Genomic DNA, 16,987 nt, shown 5'->3' with positions numbered 1-16,987 from the left:
CGCCGATCGAACCAAGTGCGGAATGAAGGCGTGAGGGGCCAGCCTCGTGGTGTTACGGGTCGTACGTGCGTCCTCCCCCTCATACCTCGCTCGCGTGGAAACGGAGATTCGGTGACGGCGCGCCTTGCCGCATCCGGGCAGCTCTTTGGGGGATAATGCGGAGTACCGGGCGAGCCCCTCAGGCGCTGGACTCGGCTCGGCCGCGGCATGGTTTACCGATATGAACCTTTCATCGTTTATGGGCGCTGGCTGGGCCCACGGCCCGCAGGTTCTGTGCGACGAAGAAGGGCTTCTCCTGTGCCGAACATCCCGCGAACGCATCGACGGCGAACGAGAGGTTGTGCTGGCCGTCGTCCCGGCGGCGGAACATCCGCCCCCGCAAAGCCTTGATCGGCTCGCGCACGAATTTGCACTGAAGGACGAATTGGACAGTGCCTGGGCCGCGAAGCCGATGGAGCTTGTGCAAGATCGCAACCGTACCATCCTTGTTCTCGAAGATCTCGGTGGCGAGCCGCTCACCTGGCTGCTGTTGGACACTCCCATGGAGACGGGGAGCTTCCTGCGCCTGGCGTCCCAGATCGCCGCGGCCCTGAGCAAGGTCCACCAGCGCGGTCTGGTGCACAAGGATATCAAACCAGCAAATATCCTGGTGAACCGCAGCGAGGGAAGCGTGCACCTCACCGGCTTCGGCTTTGCTTCGCGCCGGCCGCGCGAACGGCAGGCCCCAGCCACGCCCGAGTCGATAGCCGGCACATTCGCTTACATGTCGCCCGAGCAGACCGGGCGCATGAACCGCTCGATCGACTCCCGAAGTGACCTGTACTCACTCGGCGTCACGCTTTACCAGATGGCTACCGGCACGCTTCCATTCACCGCGTCCGATCCGATGGAGTGGGTGCACTGCCATGTCGCGAGAGAACCGGAGCCGCCGAACAGGCGATTTGCGAACATCCCCGCCGCGATTTCCAAGCTCATCATGAAGCTACTCGCCAAGATGGCCGAGGAGCGCTACCAGACCGCAGCCGGCGCCGAGAGAGATCTGCAGCGCTGTCTCGCGGAGTGGGAGCTTCGGCGCCGCATCGACGACTTCCAGCTGGGCCAGCACGACACGCCCGACCGGCTGCTCGTTCCCGAGAGATTGTATGGAAGAACGCGCGAGCGCGAGATGCTGCTCGCCTCGTTCGAGCGCATCGTCAAGACTGGCGCGCCCGAGTTGGCGCTGGTCTCGGGATATTCCGGGATCGGCAAATCCTCTGTCGTCAACGAACTCCATAAAGTGCTGGTGCCCTCACGCGGGCTGTTTGCATCGGGCAAGTTCGACCAGCACAAGCGCGACGTCCCGTACGCGACACTCGCCAAGGCGTTCCAGAGCCTCGTTCGGCCCATCCTGGGCAAGAGCGAGACCGAGCTCGGCAAGTGGCACCACGACCTCCTGAGCGCGCTCGGTCCAAACGGACAGCTCGTCGTGGATCTGATCCCGGAGCTGAAGGCGATCATCGGTGAACAGCCACCCGTCCCAGAGCTACCGCTCCAGAACGCGCAAAGCCGCTTTCACCGTGTGTTCGAGCAATTCATCGGCGTGTTTGCCCGGTCCGAACATCCCTTGGTGCTGTTTCTCGATGACTTGCAATGGCTCGACTTGGCGACGTTCGAGCTGCTCGAAGATCTCTTGACCCGGTCGAATCTGAAGCACCTGATGCTGATCGGCGCCTATCGGGACAATGAGGTGGATTCCGCTCATCCCGTGATGCGTATGCGTGAGGCCATCAAGGCGCGGGATGGCCGGGTCGTGGAGATCACGCTCGCGCCGCTCGGCAGCAGGCATCTCGCCCAGTTGCTTGCGGATGCGCTTCGCTGCGAACCGAAGCGCGCCGCGTCGCTGGTGCAGCTCGTGCACGAGAAAACTGGTGGTAACCCGTTTTTTGCTATCCAGTTCCTGTTTTCGCTGGTCGAAGAAGGAGTGCTCGCGTTTGACCATGATGCGGCGCACTGGTCCTGGGATCTCGATCGCATCTATGCCAAGCGATATACCGACAACGTCATCGATCTCATGCTCGGAAAGCTCACTCGGCTCCCCGTTGCAACGCGTACAGCCTTGCAGCAGATGGCCTGTCTGGGAAATATTGCCGAGGTCGCGGTGCTTTCGATCGTCCTCGGGACATCAGAGCAGCAAGTCCACGCAGACCTATGGCCCGCCGTTCGACAGGAATTCGTAGAGCCCCAAGCCGACGCCTATCGGTTCGTACACGATCGATTCCAAGAGGCGGCCTACGCACTTATCCCGGAGAGAGAACGGGACGCCGCCCATCTGCGTATTGGCCGCCTGTTCGCGGCGCGAACCCCGCCGGGAGCGGTCGAGGAAAACGTCTTCGAGATCGTGAGCCAACTCAACCGCGGCGCGACCTTGATCACCGCGGTCGAGGAGCGCGTGAAGGTAGCGGAGCTGAACCTGTTGGCCGGCCGGCGTGCCAAGGGGGCGTCCGCCTTGACTATGGCACTCGCTCACTTCGCTGCCGGAGAGGCCACGCTTCCAGAGGATTGCTGGGAGCAGCGCTACGCGCTCAGCTTCGCTCTGGCGCTACACCGGGCCGAGTGCGAGTTCCTCGCTGGCGAGCAGGCAACGGCGAAAGACCGCCTTGCCGAGCTGTCGAGCCGTGCAGCCACCCTACCCGACCTCGCCGCCGTCACCCGGCTGCGCATGGAGCCAAGTGATCGTGACGTCGAGGTTGCTCTCGACTATCTGCGTCGCGTCGGCATCGCCTGGTCGTCGCATCCCACATCGGAGGAGGTCGAGCGGGAATATGAGCGGATGTGGCAACAGATCGGTGAGCGCCCGATCGAGGCCCTGCTCGAGCTGCCCCGGATGTTCGACCCGATCGCGCGCGGAACGATGGACGTTCTCACGGTCCTTGTCTCACCCGCCTGGTACATCGACGAGAGCCTGCGCCGTCTCATCATCGGACGCATGGCCAATCTGAGCATGGAATACGGCAACTCCGATGCCTCATGTCTCGCCTATATCGTGCTTGGCACCGTGCTTGGCCCCGACTTCGGCGACTATGCTGCCGGATACCGCTTCGCCCAGCTCGGCCTCGACCTCGTCGAACGACAGGGACTGGATCGGTTCAAGGCTCGCGTCTATCTCGGCTTCGGGAGCTGGACGCGGCATGTGAGGACAGGCCGCCCCTGGCTCCGGCGGGCCTTCGACGCCGCGCAGCAGGTCGGCGACCTCAACTACGCCAGCTTTACCTGTCATCACCTCTTGACGCATCTTCTCGCCTGCGGCGATCCACTCGCCGACGTGCAGCGCGAGGCCGAGGCCGGACTCGAATTCGCACATCGGGCGTGCGTTGATCTGGCGGCCGACCGACTCGCCGGGCAGCTTCAGCTGGTCCGGACGCTACGCGGCCTCACCACAAAGTTTGGCTGTTTCGATCAAGCCGAGTTCAACGAGACGCAGTTTGAACGCCGCCTCGAGGAGGACCCACGTCTGGAACAGGCTGGCTTCTGGTACTGGGTCCGCAAGCTGCAGGCTCGTGTGCTCGCCGACGATCCCGGCGCGATCGCTGCGGCGACGAAGGCCGATCAACTGCTCTGGACGTCGAAGGCGCTTTTCGACCGGGTCGAATTTCACTTCTATGCTGCGCTGGCGCAGGCCGCATCGGGCGAGAACGCAACAGCCAGCGAACGAGCTCTACGTCTCGATGCGCTAGCGGTCCATCATCGCCAGCTTCAGCAATGGGCCGAGATCTGCCCTGAAGACTTCGCCGATCGCGCCGCTCTCGTCGCCGCGGAGATTGCACGGATTGAAGGTCGCGAGCTCGATGCGATGCGCTTTTACGACCAGGCTGTCGCCTCCGCGCGCACAAACGGGTTTCCTCAGAATGAGGCAATCGCGAACGAACTCGCCGGGCGCTTCTACGCGACGCGCGGGTTCGAGAAGATCGCCCATGCCTATCTGCGCGATGCTCACTACGGATTTCTCCGCTGGGGAGCCGATGCCAAGGTAAGACAGCTCGAACGCCTCTATCCTCGCCTCCACGTCGCCGAGGACACCAGTTCCGCCCGCAGGCCGACCGTCCAGCAAATGGATGTCACCACCGTGGTGAAAGCGTCTCAGGCGGTCTCCAGTGAAATTGAGCTGGCAAAGCTCATCGAAACACTGATGAAGATCGCGCTACAGAACGCAGGCGCGGATCGCGGCTTGCTGATCATGTCGCGGCATGATGACTTCTGGATCGAGGCCGAAGGCCAGTCCAAGGGCGACGAGTTTACGGTTGTGATGCATCCGAGTCCTCTCTCGGCGCCTGACTGTCCAGAGGCACTGGTACGTTACGTCATTCGTTCGCAAAAACCGCTCATCGTAGATGATGCAACGCGGCCCGATCCGCTCTACGGCGAAAGGTACGTGCATCGCCGACCTCCCAGATCGATCCTCTGCCTACCGCTCATGAAGCAGGCCAAGCTCACCGGATTGCTCTATCTCGAGAACACACTGACGACGCACGCGTTCACGCCCGATCGTGTTGCGGTGCTGGATCTGCTAGCAGCTCAGGCTGCGATTTCGCTCGAAAACACGCTCCTCTACCGTGACCTTCAGGAGCGCGAAGCCCGCATCCGACGGCTCGTCGACTCCAACATCATTGGAATACTTTTCTGGGACGGTAGCGGCGATATCAGCTACGCCAACGATGCCTTCCTGAGCATGACCGGATACTCCAGGCAGGAGCTGGTATCGGGCACGGTCCGCTGGAATGACATGACTCCGGCGGAGTACCGGAACGAGGATAGGCAGCGGATCGAGCACTTGCGGATATGGGGGCAGAACGCACCTCGTGAGAAGGAGTTTATCCGAAAAGACGGCAGCCGCGTCCCAGTCCTGATCGGCTCCGCCTCGCTCGCCGCATCAGCCGATCAGTGCGTCTCGTTCGTACTCGATCTCACTGCGCGCAAGCAGGCGGAAGAGAAATACCGTCTGCTGATGGAGCAGGCGCGTGATGCGATCCTGGTGCTTGATCAGAAAGGGTTGGTGATCGAGGCAAACCGCACGGCCGGAGTCATGCTGGGACGGCCCCGCGAGCAGATCATCGGCGCCCCGTTGCAAACCGTCCTGGATCCTGCGGGAGCGATCGACGTGGACAGCCTGCTCGCGCCGGGTTCAGCTGTCCTGCTCCAGCTGCGTCTGGATGGCTCTAACGGCAAGGGTCTCGATGCGGAGCTGTCCGCCGCTCACGTGTCGACGGGAGAACGAGAACTGATCATCGTCATCGGGCGCGACATCACCCATCGCCTGCGCCTAGAGCAGCAGCTGCGCCAATCGCAAAAGATGGATGCGATCGGCCAGCTCACCGGCGGTGTGGCTCATGACTTCAACAACATCCTGACCGTGATCACTGGGACCATACAGATCCTGATCGATGGTCTTTCGGACCAACCAGAGCTGGTTGCCATCGCTCACATGATCGATGAGGCCGCCACGCGCGGCGCCGATCTGACGAGCCAACTCCTGGCCTTCGCCCGCAAGCAGCCCCTCCAACCACGCAATATCGACGTCAACAACCTCATTGTCGATACCGCCAGGCTGCTGCGGCCGACGCTCGGCGAGCATGTCGAGATCGGCTCGACGCTGCAAGCCGATGGCTGGCACGCGCTGATCGATCCAAGTCAGCTTTCGACCGCTTTGATCAATCTGGCGGTGAACGCCCGCGACGCGATGGGAGGGGGTGGCAAGATCTCCTTCGGCACTGCGAATGTGAGTTTCGATGCGGACAACACCGGCCCGGACGGAATTCTCGGCGACTTCGTCCTGGTCACCGTGAGCGACACCGGGGCCGGCATCCCGCTGGCGATACGAGACAAGATATTCGAGCCATTCTTCACGACCAAGGAGCTTGGCAAGGGAACGGGCCTCGGATTGAGCATGGTCTATGGATTCATCAAGCAATCCGGCGGTCACATCAGGCTCGATAGTGAGGAAGCGCGCGGAACGACCATCAACCTGTATCTGCCGCGCTCGGCTCGGGCCGCGGCAATTTCAGACGCTGCACCGAGGAGCGAACTACAACGCGGCAATGAGACCATCCTCGTGGTCGAGGATGACGAGCTGGTGCGCAACTATGTAGTGGCGCAGCTCAAGAGTTTTGGCTATCGCACGATCGCCGCTGCCAATGGTCCCGATGCACTCGTCCTGGTGAACCGAGGCACAGCGTTTGATCTGCTCTTCACCGATGTTGTGATGCCTGGCGGGATGAACGGACGCGAACTCGCCGAAGCCGTCGCTCGGCAGCGCCCTGGCCTGCCGGTGCTCTACATGTCGGGGTATCCGGAAGCCGCCATGATGCATGACGGTCGGCTGGACCCTGGCATTACCTTGCTCAGCAAGCCCTACCGGCCGGCAGATTTGGCGCGGTCGATTCGTCAGGTCCTCGACTCACGGGCGCACCGCAACCGCTCGAGTTGATTGCGTCAGCGATCAGTATTCTCTTCGGCCTGCATTCGCGGCCTACCGTTCGATGTCCTCAGTTTGCCGACAGATGGATCACATTCCATGACGCCGGCTTGAGCGTCGCCAGCAACCGTCCACCATCGAAGCTCACACTCTGCAACGGCGCCGGCCTGACTTTGCCAGGCGCATTCTTGGTATTCGTCGCCTTGAGATCATCGTGCCGGAGTTCAAGCCGCTCGCCCACCGTGAGGCGGCCGAAGCTTCGGGCCTCGATACTCACCTCCAATTCCTGCTTCAAGTCGCGGTTGAGCAGAAAGAGCGATAGGCCACCGCCCTCCTCCGCGACTGCCGCCAACTTGAGATACGGCACGTTAGGTACCGGAAAGGTCAGATCCTGGGTACCGCGGGGATCGTAGTAGGATGAATCGTAGGTCTCCGACTCGACTTGCGTACGCAAAACCCTGCCGCGGCCGAAATGGCTCATATGCGCGAAAGGAAAGAAGATGGTCTGACGCCAAGCGCCTCCGCCCGTCTCGGTCATAATCGGCGCGATGACGTTGACGAGTTGCGCAAGGCAGGCGACCCTCACCCGATCGGCGTGATTGAGCAAGGAAATGCAGGCGCCGCCGAAGGCGAGAGCGTCTTCCATCGTATAGATTTCCTCGAGGATCGGCGGTGCCACCGGCCAGCCCTCCTTCACCCGGTCGGCCCGGGTGCGGCGCGTTCGATACCAGACGTTCCATTCATCGAAGCTCAGCATGAGACGCTTGTTGGAGCGCCGCTTGGCCGCCACCGCATCGGCCAAGGCGACGACCTCATCGATGAAGCGGTCCATCAGGTCGGGGCTCGCGAGAAACGATGCCGTGTCCTGCCGGTAGTTGTTGAGATAGGTATGGAGCGAAATGTAGTCGACATGATCGAAGGTGTGCTCGAGGACCGTGTCTTCCCACTGGCCGAAGGTCGGCATGTTGCGCCCCGACGAACCGCACGCCGCAAGCTCGATGGTCGGATCCAACCAGCGCATCATCTTGGCCGCTTCGCTCGCGACCGCGCCGTAGGCGGCGGCGCTCTTGTGCTCCATCTGCCAGGGCCCATCCATTTCGTTGCCGAGGCACCACAGCTTGATGCCATGCGGCTTGTCCCAGCCGTGCGTGCGGCGCAGCTCCGACCAGGTCGTTCCGCCCGGGTGGTTGCAGTATTCGACCAGGCTGCGGGCCGCATCGCCACCGCGGGTGCCGAGATTGACCGCCATCATCGGCTCGACGGCGGCGACCTTGCACCACTCCATGAATTCATTGGTGCCGAAGCTATTCGGCTCCGTGCTGAACCAGGCAAGGTCGAGGCGCCCCGGCCTCGCCTCCAGCGGACCAACGCCGTCCTCCCAATTGTATCCCGAGACGAAATTGCCGCCGGGATATCGAATGAGCGTTGGCCCAAGCTCCTTCACCAGCGCGAGCACATCCTTCCGAAAGCCGTTCTCGTCGGCGGTTGGATGGCCGGGCTCGTAGATGCCGCCATAGACGCACCGGCCCAAATGTTCGATGAATGCACCGAACAGGCGAGGATCGGTGTGGCCGATGGCGAAGTCGCGGTCGATCAGAACTCTGGCTTTCCTCATGCTCTTCTCTCGGATGTCCCGGGGCTGGTGAGATCGTTCATGCAAGAGATACGTCTGCCGTGGCATCGGCGACTTCAGGTAATAGCACGGCTTCGCGCAATTGGCGCGTATAGGGATGCTCCGGCGACTTCAGCACCGTTCTCGCATCACCGCTCTCGACGACGCGGCCTTTCTGCATGATCATGATGCGGTCGCTGATATAATAGGCCGTGGCCAGATCAGGCGTGACATAGATGATTGATATCCCAAGATCGTCGCGCAGCGTCTTGAACAGATTGACGATGGATATGCGCAGCGACGCATCGATCATGGAAACTGGCTCATCCGCCACAATCAGTTTCGGCTCGGCCAGCAATGCTCGGGCGATCGCGACCCTTTGAAGCTGTCCCCCGGACAGTTCGTGCGGGTATCGATGGCTCACCTCTTTGAGCGACAGACCGACTTTGAGCAACGCCGCATCGACGGCAGCCTCAGCCGTGCCCTGCCCGGCCACGCCGGAAAACCGGCGCCGCGTCATGAACAGATATCGATCGAGGCGCTTCAGCGGGTTGAAGGACTCAAAGGGATTCTGAAAGATCGGCTGCACCTTGTGCATGAAGGCCGTACGACCGGCGCTGTTTCGAACGGCAGCAAGATTGATGCCATCGAGCACTAGTTCGCCGCTGGTCGGCGTTTCGATGTTCAGGATCATCCGGGCAAGCGTCGTCTTGCCACTCCCGGACTCGCCGATGATCGCCAGGATCTCCGGTCGCCGGGTGGCAAGCTGGAAGCTTACCTGGCTCACCGCAGCGATCTTCTGCCTCGACAACAGTCCTCCCCGGACGAACGTCTTGCTGACCTCGGAAATGTCGAGGAGCAGTTCGTTCATGCTCGGTTGCCCTGATCGACGGCAAAGCAGGCAACGCGATGCCCGGCGGCGGCCTCCAGCATCGCAGGGACCTCATTCCTGCATATTTCGCTTGCGAGCGGACAGCGCGGATGGAAGCGGCATCCGGCGGGTGGATCGGCTAGATTTGGCGGTGCGCCACCAAGTCCCTCGCGGGGCGCGTCATCGCCGATGCGCGGAAGGCTCGAAATGAGATGCCTGGTGTAAGGGTGTAGCGGATTCCCGAAAATCTCCGCGGTTGCAGCCTCTTCCACGAGACGTCCGGCATACATGATGGCGAGGCGGTCAGTGATGTGCGCGTGCACACCCATGTCATGGGTAACGAACAGGACCGACGAGCCGGTCTCCCGCTGAATGTCACGGATCATGCCGAGCACCTCCTTCTGCACCACCACATCCAGTGCGGTCGTGGGCTCGTCGGCGATGATGAAATCAGGACGGCAAATCGTTGCAAGCGCAAGCGTGGCGCGTTGACGCATGCCGCCTGAGAGCTCATGCGGAAAGGCAGCGAGCACCGACGGGTCGAGCCTCACCCGCGCCAGATGGGCGACCACCCGCTGCTCAAACTGCTTCCGGCTGCCACCGATATGCGGGTACGCGAAATCCACGAACGCCGATTCGACGCGGCGAACGGGGTTCAGCACGTTCATCGATCCCTGCATGATATAGGACAGGTGACGCCAGCGAATTCGCGCCACGTCCACTGGTGGAGCGCGGTGCAATCCGCCATAGCCAGGCAGAAATGCAAACTCCACGCTGCCGCCCACGATCTCGAGCGGCGGTCTGATCGCTCCTGCGATGCTCTTGATCAGCGTGGTCTTTCCGGAGCTGGATTCTCCGGCAAGCCCGTAGATCTCGCCACGACGAACAGCGAAGCTGACGCCATCAACCGCTTTGACGCCGCGTCTGACACCGAAATGGCTGGTCCGGTAATAGGCCTGCAGGTCGTGAACCCGGAGAACCGGCTTGGCGTCCTGGCGCGCATGCGGCTGCTCAACATTGGCGCGCATCACGAGGCCTCTCCGAGGCTCCAGAGGCGGCTTCGCGGATCGATGTAGGCGTTCGCCGATACCGCGAGCAGAAACAGCCCGATAAACGCCATGATCACCGTGATGGTCGGAAAGGCGATCCACCACCAGACTCCCGCCACCAATGCGGTGTGCTGGTTGGCCCAATAGATCATGCCGCCGATCGTCGGCGTGTTGATGTCGGTAAAACCGAGCACCGCGAGCGTCACCTCGAGCCCGATCGACCACACCATGTTGTTCATCGTCGTAGAGAATACGATCGGCATGACATAGGGCAGATGCTCCTGTGTCAGAATCTGGCGCGTGGTCATCCCCGAGAACAGGCTGGTCTGGGTGAATTCGCGCGCCTTTAGGCTCATGACCACGGAACGGATCAGCCGGGCGTCGTAGGCCCAACCGAAGCAGGCCATGATCAGCGCCAGCATCAGCCAGGAGATGCGGTCGCGCATCACGAAATAAAACAGCACCAGGATCGGGAGCAGAGGAATGACGATGAAGGTATCGTTCACCGACATCAGGGTACGATCGATCCAGCCCCCTTTGTAGCCGCTGACGAGTCCGACCACGAGCGCGATCACGCGGCTGATCAAAGCCACCGTGCATCCGAACAACAATGTATTTCGGATGGCAAAGCTCAATTGCCAGAACACGTCCTGGCCACGCGATGTCGTTCCGAACCAGTAGGTCAGCGACGGCGGCACATCGGGCGGCACCACATACACGCTGTCCGGCGGATAGGGCGAAAAGCTCGCCAGGACGGACAGCAACAGAACGAAGGCGAGCAGCACGGCCCCGATCCGAAATTCAGGGCTGTAGCGCAGCAGATCACGCAGGAGCACGGCCATCAGCTGACCTTCACCCTCGGGTCGAGCAGAGGATAGAGAAGATCGATCGCAAGCACGCCGATCGATACGCCGAGAATCGAGATGGTGGTGACGCCGAGGACAAGCCCGTAATCTCCGGCATAGACGGCGTCGACCAGGAGCGAGCCGAGACCGGGATAGCCGAACACCTTTTCGGTGATCACGGCGCCGTTGAAGATTCCGCCCAGCGACATGGCAAGTCCCGTCACCTGCGGCGTGAGCGCGTTACGCATCACGTAGGATGTCAGGATGCGCCAGGACCTTACGCCGGCGAGTTCGGCGTAGACGACGAAGTCCTCGGCGAGGACATTGGATACCAGCGAGCGCATGCCGAGGAACCAGCTCCCCACGCCAATCAGGATCAGAGAAAGGGCCGGCAGGATCGCGTGCTGCAGCACGCTCACAACGAATTCGGGCGTCCACGTCTGGGGCAGGTTCATCGCGGATCCGCCGGTAATCGGGAGTACCGGCCAAAGGAAGCCGAACACGATCAGCAGCAGCATCGCCAGAATATAGTAAGGGATCGGATGGAGGCCCATGGCGATCACCCCCATCAGCTTCAGACCCCGGCTCTGCCGGTAATAGCCGGCAAGCCCACCCAGCAGATTTCCGAGCCCCCAGGCGACAATGGTCGAAACCACAAGGAGCCCGGCGGTCCAGGGCAGCGCACGTCCGATGAGCGTGCCGACGGGGGTCGGAAACGCCGACATCGATGGACCGAAATCAGCGCGCAGGATCCGCTTCCAGAACAACAGGTATTGCTCAACAGGCGTGCCGCTGAGACCATAGAGCTCGCGCAAGGAGTTGCGCATCTGCTCGATCGCCCCCGGGGCGGTGTTGCCGAAGGAGGTCACCGCCGAGATCGACTGCTCGACGGGATCGATCGGCGATGCATGCGTGACGACATAAGCGATATTGATGCCGATGAAGACAACCAGCAGAAACTGCCCGAGCCGCCGACCCACATAGGCGAGATATCCGCTCATGGGGGCCCCAGGGCTGTCTGCCAAAGTCGTTCAGCCAGGCACGGCAAATGCGATCGCTCTTCTATCATCGCGTCTTAACTGGCCGGCTTCAGCTTGACGAACATGTAGCGCGAATTGCCCCAGTTCGGCACCGGGTTGGTGTAGGGATTTTCCGCGGTCGGAAAGCCGGTCCAGTAGGTCTGGTCCATTGCGGTGAATACGTTGTAGGCCATCAGCGGTATGGTGGGCATCTCCTTGACGGCGAGCTTGACGTACTCCTTGCCGAGCTCGATCGATTTCGGATCGTCGAAGCCGACCGTCCGGATCTCCTCGATGATCTTGTCGAGCGCGGGATTGGACCAGCGCTGCCAGTTGCGGAGCGGCTGCGGTTTGCCTGGCTCGGCGACGAACTGCGAATGCCAGCTGTCGAGGAAATAGGACAAGTCCTGGTGGCCGCCCCAGGTTTCGACGCTCCAGCCGATGAACGTGTCGAAATCGCCGGCCGCCCGTCGCGTGGGCAGCGTTCCCTGCGCGACATCGATCCTAGCGTCGATGCCCGCCTGCTTCCATAGCTGCACGATCATCGTTCCGGCCCGGGTCATCACTGGGCGCAAATCCCCTTCGACCATGACGCGAACGCTGAAGGGCTTCCCATCAGGCGTCATCCAGGTGCCGCCTCGTTTGGTGAAGCCTGCCTTTTCCAGAAGTTCCTGCGCCGCCTGCGGATCGGTCTTCCACCAGCCCCTGCCGAACGCCTTGGCAATCTCCGCAGGATCGGATGGGATCTGTTCGCCCATGGAAGGTCGCAGCATGTCGGCGATCTGCCTGCCAATCGTGGGGTCGTAGGGCTTGGTCTTGCGCTTGCCGGTATCGATCTCGAATGCCCTAAGCCACTCCTCCATCGGCCCATGATAGGTTGCCGGATGAGTTCCGGTCGGCGGTACGCCGATCGCCGATATCGTGGCGGCACCGCGATAGGCCGCCATGGTCACGGCCTTGATGTCGATCAACAGCGCCAGCGCCCATCGCACGTCTGGGTTCTTGAAACTCTCATTCTGGGTGTTGAAGATCACGGCGGGAAGCGTCGGATCGGGGTGGCCATAGGGGAAGCCCTTGAACCATGCCCGCGTCGTCTTGCTTTGCTTGGCCAGGGCAAACATGCCCTCCGGCGCGATATCGTGGATCACGTCGAGCTCGTGGTTGAGCTGCGCGATCACCCGCTTCTCGGGCGGTCCGGGATCGACATAAGCGAGATATTTCGGACCAGGCTTGCCAAAGCGCGCTAGCGTGGTGCGCTGCCAGTCTTCGCGAAGCTGCCAGATGTACCATTTGCCGTCCGGATCGTAGCTGTGCAGCACGTAGGCACCGAGAGAGATCGGCTTGTTGAAATCGAATTTGACGGGATCTTCGACCTTGTCGAAGACGTGTTTGGGCAGGATCCACACCGCCCCCCAGCGCACCGTAAAATTGGCATGGAAGCGTGAATTGGGCTTCTTGAGTTTGAAGACAACCGTATGGGCGTCCGGTGCAGCCACGGATGCGACGTTGCTCGCCAGCACTGCGCTGAAGCGCATGCCCGAATTTTTGATCTGAGTCGTGACCGTCGAGACGACATCGTCGGCGGTGAATTCGACCCCGTCACTCCAGAAGATGCCGCTGCGGAGCTTGACCGTCATTTCGGTAAAGTCGGCATTGTACTGCGGCTTGTCGGCAGCGAGCGAATTGTCCCAGACACCGTCGAGGCCGCTCTCGGGATCGATGTACCAAAGCGTATCGAGCCCGACCTGCTGCAGTCCGTTCGACTGCGATCCGGCATTGATCGCCCAGATGTTGAACCAGCCCGCGTTCTTGACGGTTCCTTCCGGGTTTTCCAGGATCAGCAAATCCTTTCTCGGGATGTTTTGCGGAATGCCCTGAGCACGGCTTGAAGCCGCCAGCGGCACCAGCAGCGAGCCGAGCGCGCACGCAACCAGCAGAAATGCTCGAATGCAGCGCATCATGTCCTCCCGGCGCGGTTTGTCTCAACGCTTGTTTTGGCGCGATGCTAGAGGCGCCAAATCGGTCGAACAACAGAAATCTTGAGCCGCGGGAAAGATGGGCTGCTCGCTCGTCTGCCCGCGCAGCTCGCCCAGGAGGATAGGAAGGCCGCTATCACGCGCCGCATCGCAACATCAAAGCATCGAAGGAAAGGCCGTCACCGCCCGCGTGGTCTGACTGCGCCGACCCGTTCTTTTCGCATTCTGGCACCGAACGCTAGGAGCCTTCCTGCACCCGCTCCAGCTTCTGCAGACAGCGCGTGGCGCGCACGACAGCCGGCATCTCATCGTCGGGAAAGCTCGTCTTCCAGTCGGTGACGCCGACCTCGCCGACATACAGGTCACCTTGCGAATCCAGCGCGATGCCATGCGGCGCCAGGAACTTGCCGCTCGCGACACCCGGACCATCTTCGCCGCCGAGCCGCGCGATGCGTTTTCCCTTGGCATCGACGATCGACAACCGCGGGCCAAGATTGGGCACCTTGCGGTTCACCGGCATGGCGGGGCCGAGCTCTCCAATGATGAAGGTTGGTTTCCTTCCACCACAGCAGCACAGCGCACAGGGCCGGTGCAGGTTGTTCCACTGCGTCTCGTATCTGCCGTTGCCGTCGAACACCTGCACGCGATGGTTCTCGCGGTCGGCGACGTAGACATAACCATCCGCGTCGGTGGCGATGTTGTGAACGATGTTGAACTGGCCGGGATCGGTGCCGGGTTCGCCCCAGCCCATCATCAGCTTGCCGTCCGGGGTGAACTTGTGGATGCGGGCATTGCCGTAGCCGTCGGAGACGTAGATCTCGCCCTTCGGCGACAGCGCGGTATGGGTGCAGCGATGGAAGGGATCGCCGCTCATGAACGGCGCAGGCTTCTCGGGGACGCCGATCGTCAGCAGCACCTTGCCGTCGGTCGTGCATTTGCGCACGGTGTGGTCGCCATCATCGGTGCAATAGAGATTATCGTCGGCGTCGATATGCAGGCCGTGGGCGCGGGCAAACAACCCTTCACCCCAGCTCCGCAGGAAATTGCCTTCGCGGTCGAGCACCACCATCGGATGGGCGCCGCGATTGAAGACGTAGATGCGGTCCTTGCTGTCAACCGCGACGGACGCGACATCGGTGAGCTGCCAGCCATCCGGCAGCTTCGCCCAGTCCTCGACGACGCGGTAACGATGCTCACCCGAGCCGAGAAAGGCCGGCATGTAGTCTCCTTGCCCGTCGCGTCGCGCCAATGGATCCGCATCTATCGCAGAACGTCACGCTCTAACGTTCGGATTGCCGGAGCCGCGTGCTAGTCGATTGTCGTTTGCTTGCTCAGGCAAAGGTACAATTCTTGGCCTCGAGCACCTTGCCAATGCCCGACAATTCGAGAATGTCGCCACCCGCCTTGAGCGCTTTCATCACGGCGGCTTCCTTTTCCTCGCGTGCGGCGGATTTGACGCAAACGTCTGCGATGTTCTCCTTGGGCACGATGACCACGCCGTCATCGTCAGCGCTGACGATATCGCCTGGACGGACTGCGATGCCGCCAATGACGATCGGCTGGTTGATGTAGCCGAGGGTCTCCTTGACGGTTCCCTTCATGCACAGCCCATAGGAGAAAACATTGAAGCCGGTGTTGCGGATCGCCGGACCATCGCGCACGCCGGCATCCGTGACCAGGCCAGCGAGCCCCTTGGCGACGCAGGCCGTGGCCAGCACCTCGCCGAAACCGCCCTGCTCCGGATGGTCACCTGCGCTCACCACGAGCACATCGCCCGGTCTGGCCAGCGAGATCGCCGTGATGAGCATCATGTTGTCGCCGGGGTGGCAGCTCACCGTAAACGCCGGCCCGCAGGCCCGCAGGCCCGGATAGATCGGCTTGATCCGCGACGTCAGAGCACCCGAACGCCCCTGCGCTTCATGAAGGGTGGATGGAGGAAATTGCTTGATGCGCTCGACGAGGTCAGCGGCAGGCCGATCGAACGTTCTGACAACGTGAACCATGATCCCTCCAAGGGTCCGCAATCTGAGCTTCACCTGAGATAGTCGACCGCCTCATGTCGGAGAATTTCAGATTTTAGGATTGCCGCATCGTATTTCGTTATGGCTCGTCCTTGGAAGCGCCCAGAGGCGAAGTTGGGCTGCCACTAGCGACGGCAGCCGAGTCGGAGGGGCAATCGAACGGCCCCCAGTTCTTGACGATGATCTCGAGCAATATCTTGTAGACAGCGAATGCGGCATCGGACAAAGCGACGTTGTCGGAAATGCATAGCGACATTTGCTGCGACGCCGACGCCGCATCGATCCGCCGAATGCTGAGTTCATCGAGGTTTGGCAATGCCTTTGCGATCGACATGGGTAGCACGGCAGCACCCATTCCGGCTGCGATCGCCGAGGACAGAGTCGATTGCGAATGAATCTCGGCGATGACGCGCGGGCGGAGTCCCACCTCGGCGCAGACCCGTTCGACCGCCTGTCGCAGGAAGGACTCTCGATATGGAAGAAGCAGGTCGAATTGCGCGAGCTCCGCCGCCGAAACCTCTTCCGGAGGCACCTGCTTCGAATACATGCTGCGGGGCGCGACCAGATAAAAGTGCTCGCGCATCAGCGGCTTGTAATCGAGACCGGTCACCGGACGTTCGCCGTACAGGAGGGCGATGTCCATGCTGCCCTTCAGCACCATTTCGCTGAGCATGACCCCGGAACTATCGTAAATGTGCAGCACGATTCCGGGATAGCGTTCACGTAGCTGCATCAGCAACGGGATCGCGAGCAATGCCGCCGAGCTGAGGGGCGCCAGGCCGATCGTAACGTTGCCGGTCAGCCCCGATCGGTTCTCCAGAATAGTACGCCGCGCCTCGTCGATCTGCCGCTGGATCGACTTGGCATAGCGGTAGAGGATCTGCCCCGCGTCGGTCGGCCTGACGCCCCGGGCGCTGCGGTCCAGCAGCTTTCGCTTGAAATCGACCTCCAGGCTGGCGATCTGCTGGCTCAGCGCCGGCTGGGCAATGTTGAGCAGTTTCGCCGCACGCGACATGCTTCCGAGATCGACGACTTTGACGAAGGCTTCGAGGCGGCGCGTATCCAATACGGGGTTCCCAACAACAAGGTCATCACGGCGGCAGCAATACGCTGGGGCTATGGGACTAGAACGAAATATTCTTACCA

10 protein-coding genes are annotated in these 16,987 nt (G+C 61.6%); 1 reads left to right on the top strand and 9 read right to left on the bottom strand.

The genetic code is table 11. The annotated features are described in order from the left end of the window. Nucleotides 1-340 precede the first annotated feature (340 nt). Complete coding sequence (locus SO140_RS21305; protein WP_449381290.1) at nt 341-6,460, top strand: AAA family ATPase; 6,120 nt, start codon at nt 341-343, stop codon at nt 6,458-6,460. 58 nt (nt 6,461-6,518) lie between these two features. Here the strand turns inward: SO140_RS21305 and arfA are convergent, their stop codons facing one another. From arfA to SO140_RS21260, 9 genes are all read right to left on the bottom strand, one after another. After that, nucleotides 6,519-8,063 carry an arabinosylfuranosidase ArfA gene (gene arfA, locus SO140_RS21300; RefSeq protein ID WP_449381289.1) on the bottom strand — a complete coding sequence of 515 codons (1,545 nt, stop codon included), beginning with the start codon at nt 8,061-8,063 and terminating at the stop codon, nt 6,519-6,521. Between the two features lie 37 nt (nt 8,064-8,100). Then, nucleotides 8,101-8,931 (bottom strand): ABC transporter ATP-binding protein, encoded by an 831-nt coding sequence (locus tag SO140_RS21295; protein WP_498543079.1) that lies wholly within the window; start codon nt 8,929-8,931, stop codon nt 8,101-8,103. Beyond that, nucleotides 8,928-9,959 carry an ABC transporter ATP-binding protein gene (locus SO140_RS21290; protein ID WP_449381287.1) on the bottom strand — a complete coding sequence of 344 codons (1,032 nt, stop codon included), beginning with the start codon at nt 9,957-9,959 and terminating at the stop codon, nt 8,928-8,930. The genes SO140_RS21295 and SO140_RS21290 overlap by 4 nt, the downstream gene beginning before the upstream one ends. After that, nucleotides 9,959-10,822: an ABC transporter permease gene (locus SO140_RS21285; RefSeq protein WP_449381286.1), complete on the bottom strand. Its 864-nt coding sequence runs from the start codon at nt 10,820-10,822 to the stop codon at nt 9,959-9,961. The genes SO140_RS21290 and SO140_RS21285 overlap by 1 nt, the downstream gene beginning before the upstream one ends. Then, complete coding sequence (locus SO140_RS21280) at nt 10,822-11,826, bottom strand: ABC transporter permease (protein ID WP_449381285.1); 1,005 nt, start codon at nt 11,824-11,826, stop codon at nt 10,822-10,824. The genes SO140_RS21285 and SO140_RS21280 overlap by 1 nt, the downstream gene beginning before the upstream one ends. A gap of 74 nt (nt 11,827-11,900) precedes the next feature. Beyond that, complete coding sequence (locus SO140_RS21275; protein ID WP_449381284.1) at nt 11,901-13,802, bottom strand: ABC transporter substrate-binding protein; 1,902 nt, start codon at nt 13,800-13,802, stop codon at nt 11,901-11,903. A 256-nt stretch (nt 13,803-14,058) separates the two neighbouring features. Further along, nucleotides 14,059-15,039 carry a peptidyl-alpha-hydroxyglycine alpha-amidating lyase family protein gene (locus SO140_RS21270; protein ID WP_449381283.1) on the bottom strand — a complete coding sequence of 327 codons (981 nt, stop codon included), beginning with the start codon at nt 15,037-15,039 and terminating at the stop codon, nt 14,059-14,061. 112 nt (nt 15,040-15,151) lie between these two features. After that, nucleotides 15,152-15,823, bottom strand: a complete 672-nt coding sequence (locus SO140_RS21265; protein WP_498543078.1) for a 4-carboxy-4-hydroxy-2-oxoadipate aldolase/oxaloacetate decarboxylase — start codon at nt 15,821-15,823, stop codon at nt 15,152-15,154. Between the two features lie 97 nt (nt 15,824-15,920). Beyond that, complete coding sequence (locus SO140_RS21260) at nt 15,921-16,907, bottom strand: LysR substrate-binding domain-containing protein (protein WP_449381281.1); 987 nt, start codon at nt 16,905-16,907, stop codon at nt 15,921-15,923. Between the last annotated feature and the right edge of the window lie 80 nt (nt 16,908-16,987).

This window comes from Bradyrhizobium sp. UFLA05-108 (assembly GCF_059803455.1).
This window is presented reverse-complemented; position numbering and strand designations above follow the sequence as displayed.

Coding starts and splice junctions, on each gene's coding strand:
- arfA (WP_449381289.1), bottom strand. CDS start 8,063: ATGAGGAAAGCCAGAGTTCTGATCGACCGCGACTTCGCCATCGGCCAC.
- SO140_RS21295 (WP_498543079.1), bottom strand. CDS start 8,931: ATGAACGAACTGCTCCTCGACATTTCCGAGGTCAGCAAGACGTTCGTC.
- SO140_RS21290 (WP_449381287.1), bottom strand. CDS start 9,959: ATGCGCGCCAATGTTGAGCAGCCGCATGCGCGCCAGGACGCCAAGCCG.
- SO140_RS21285 (WP_449381286.1), bottom strand. CDS start 10,822: ATGGCCGTGCTCCTGCGTGATCTGCTGCGCTACAGCCCTGAATTTCGG.
- SO140_RS21280 (WP_449381285.1), bottom strand. CDS start 11,826: ATGAGCGGATATCTCGCCTATGTGGGTCGGCGGCTCGGGCAGTTTCTG.
- SO140_RS21275 (WP_449381284.1), bottom strand. CDS start 13,802: ATGCGCTGCATTCGAGCATTTCTGCTGGTTGCGTGCGCGCTCGGCTCG.
- SO140_RS21270 (WP_449381283.1), bottom strand. CDS start 15,039: ATGCCGGCCTTTCTCGGCTCGGGTGAGCATCGTTACCGCGTCGTCGAG.
- SO140_RS21265 (WP_498543078.1), bottom strand. CDS start 15,823: ATGGTTCACGTTGTCAGAACGTTCGATCGGCCTGCCGCTGACCTCGTC.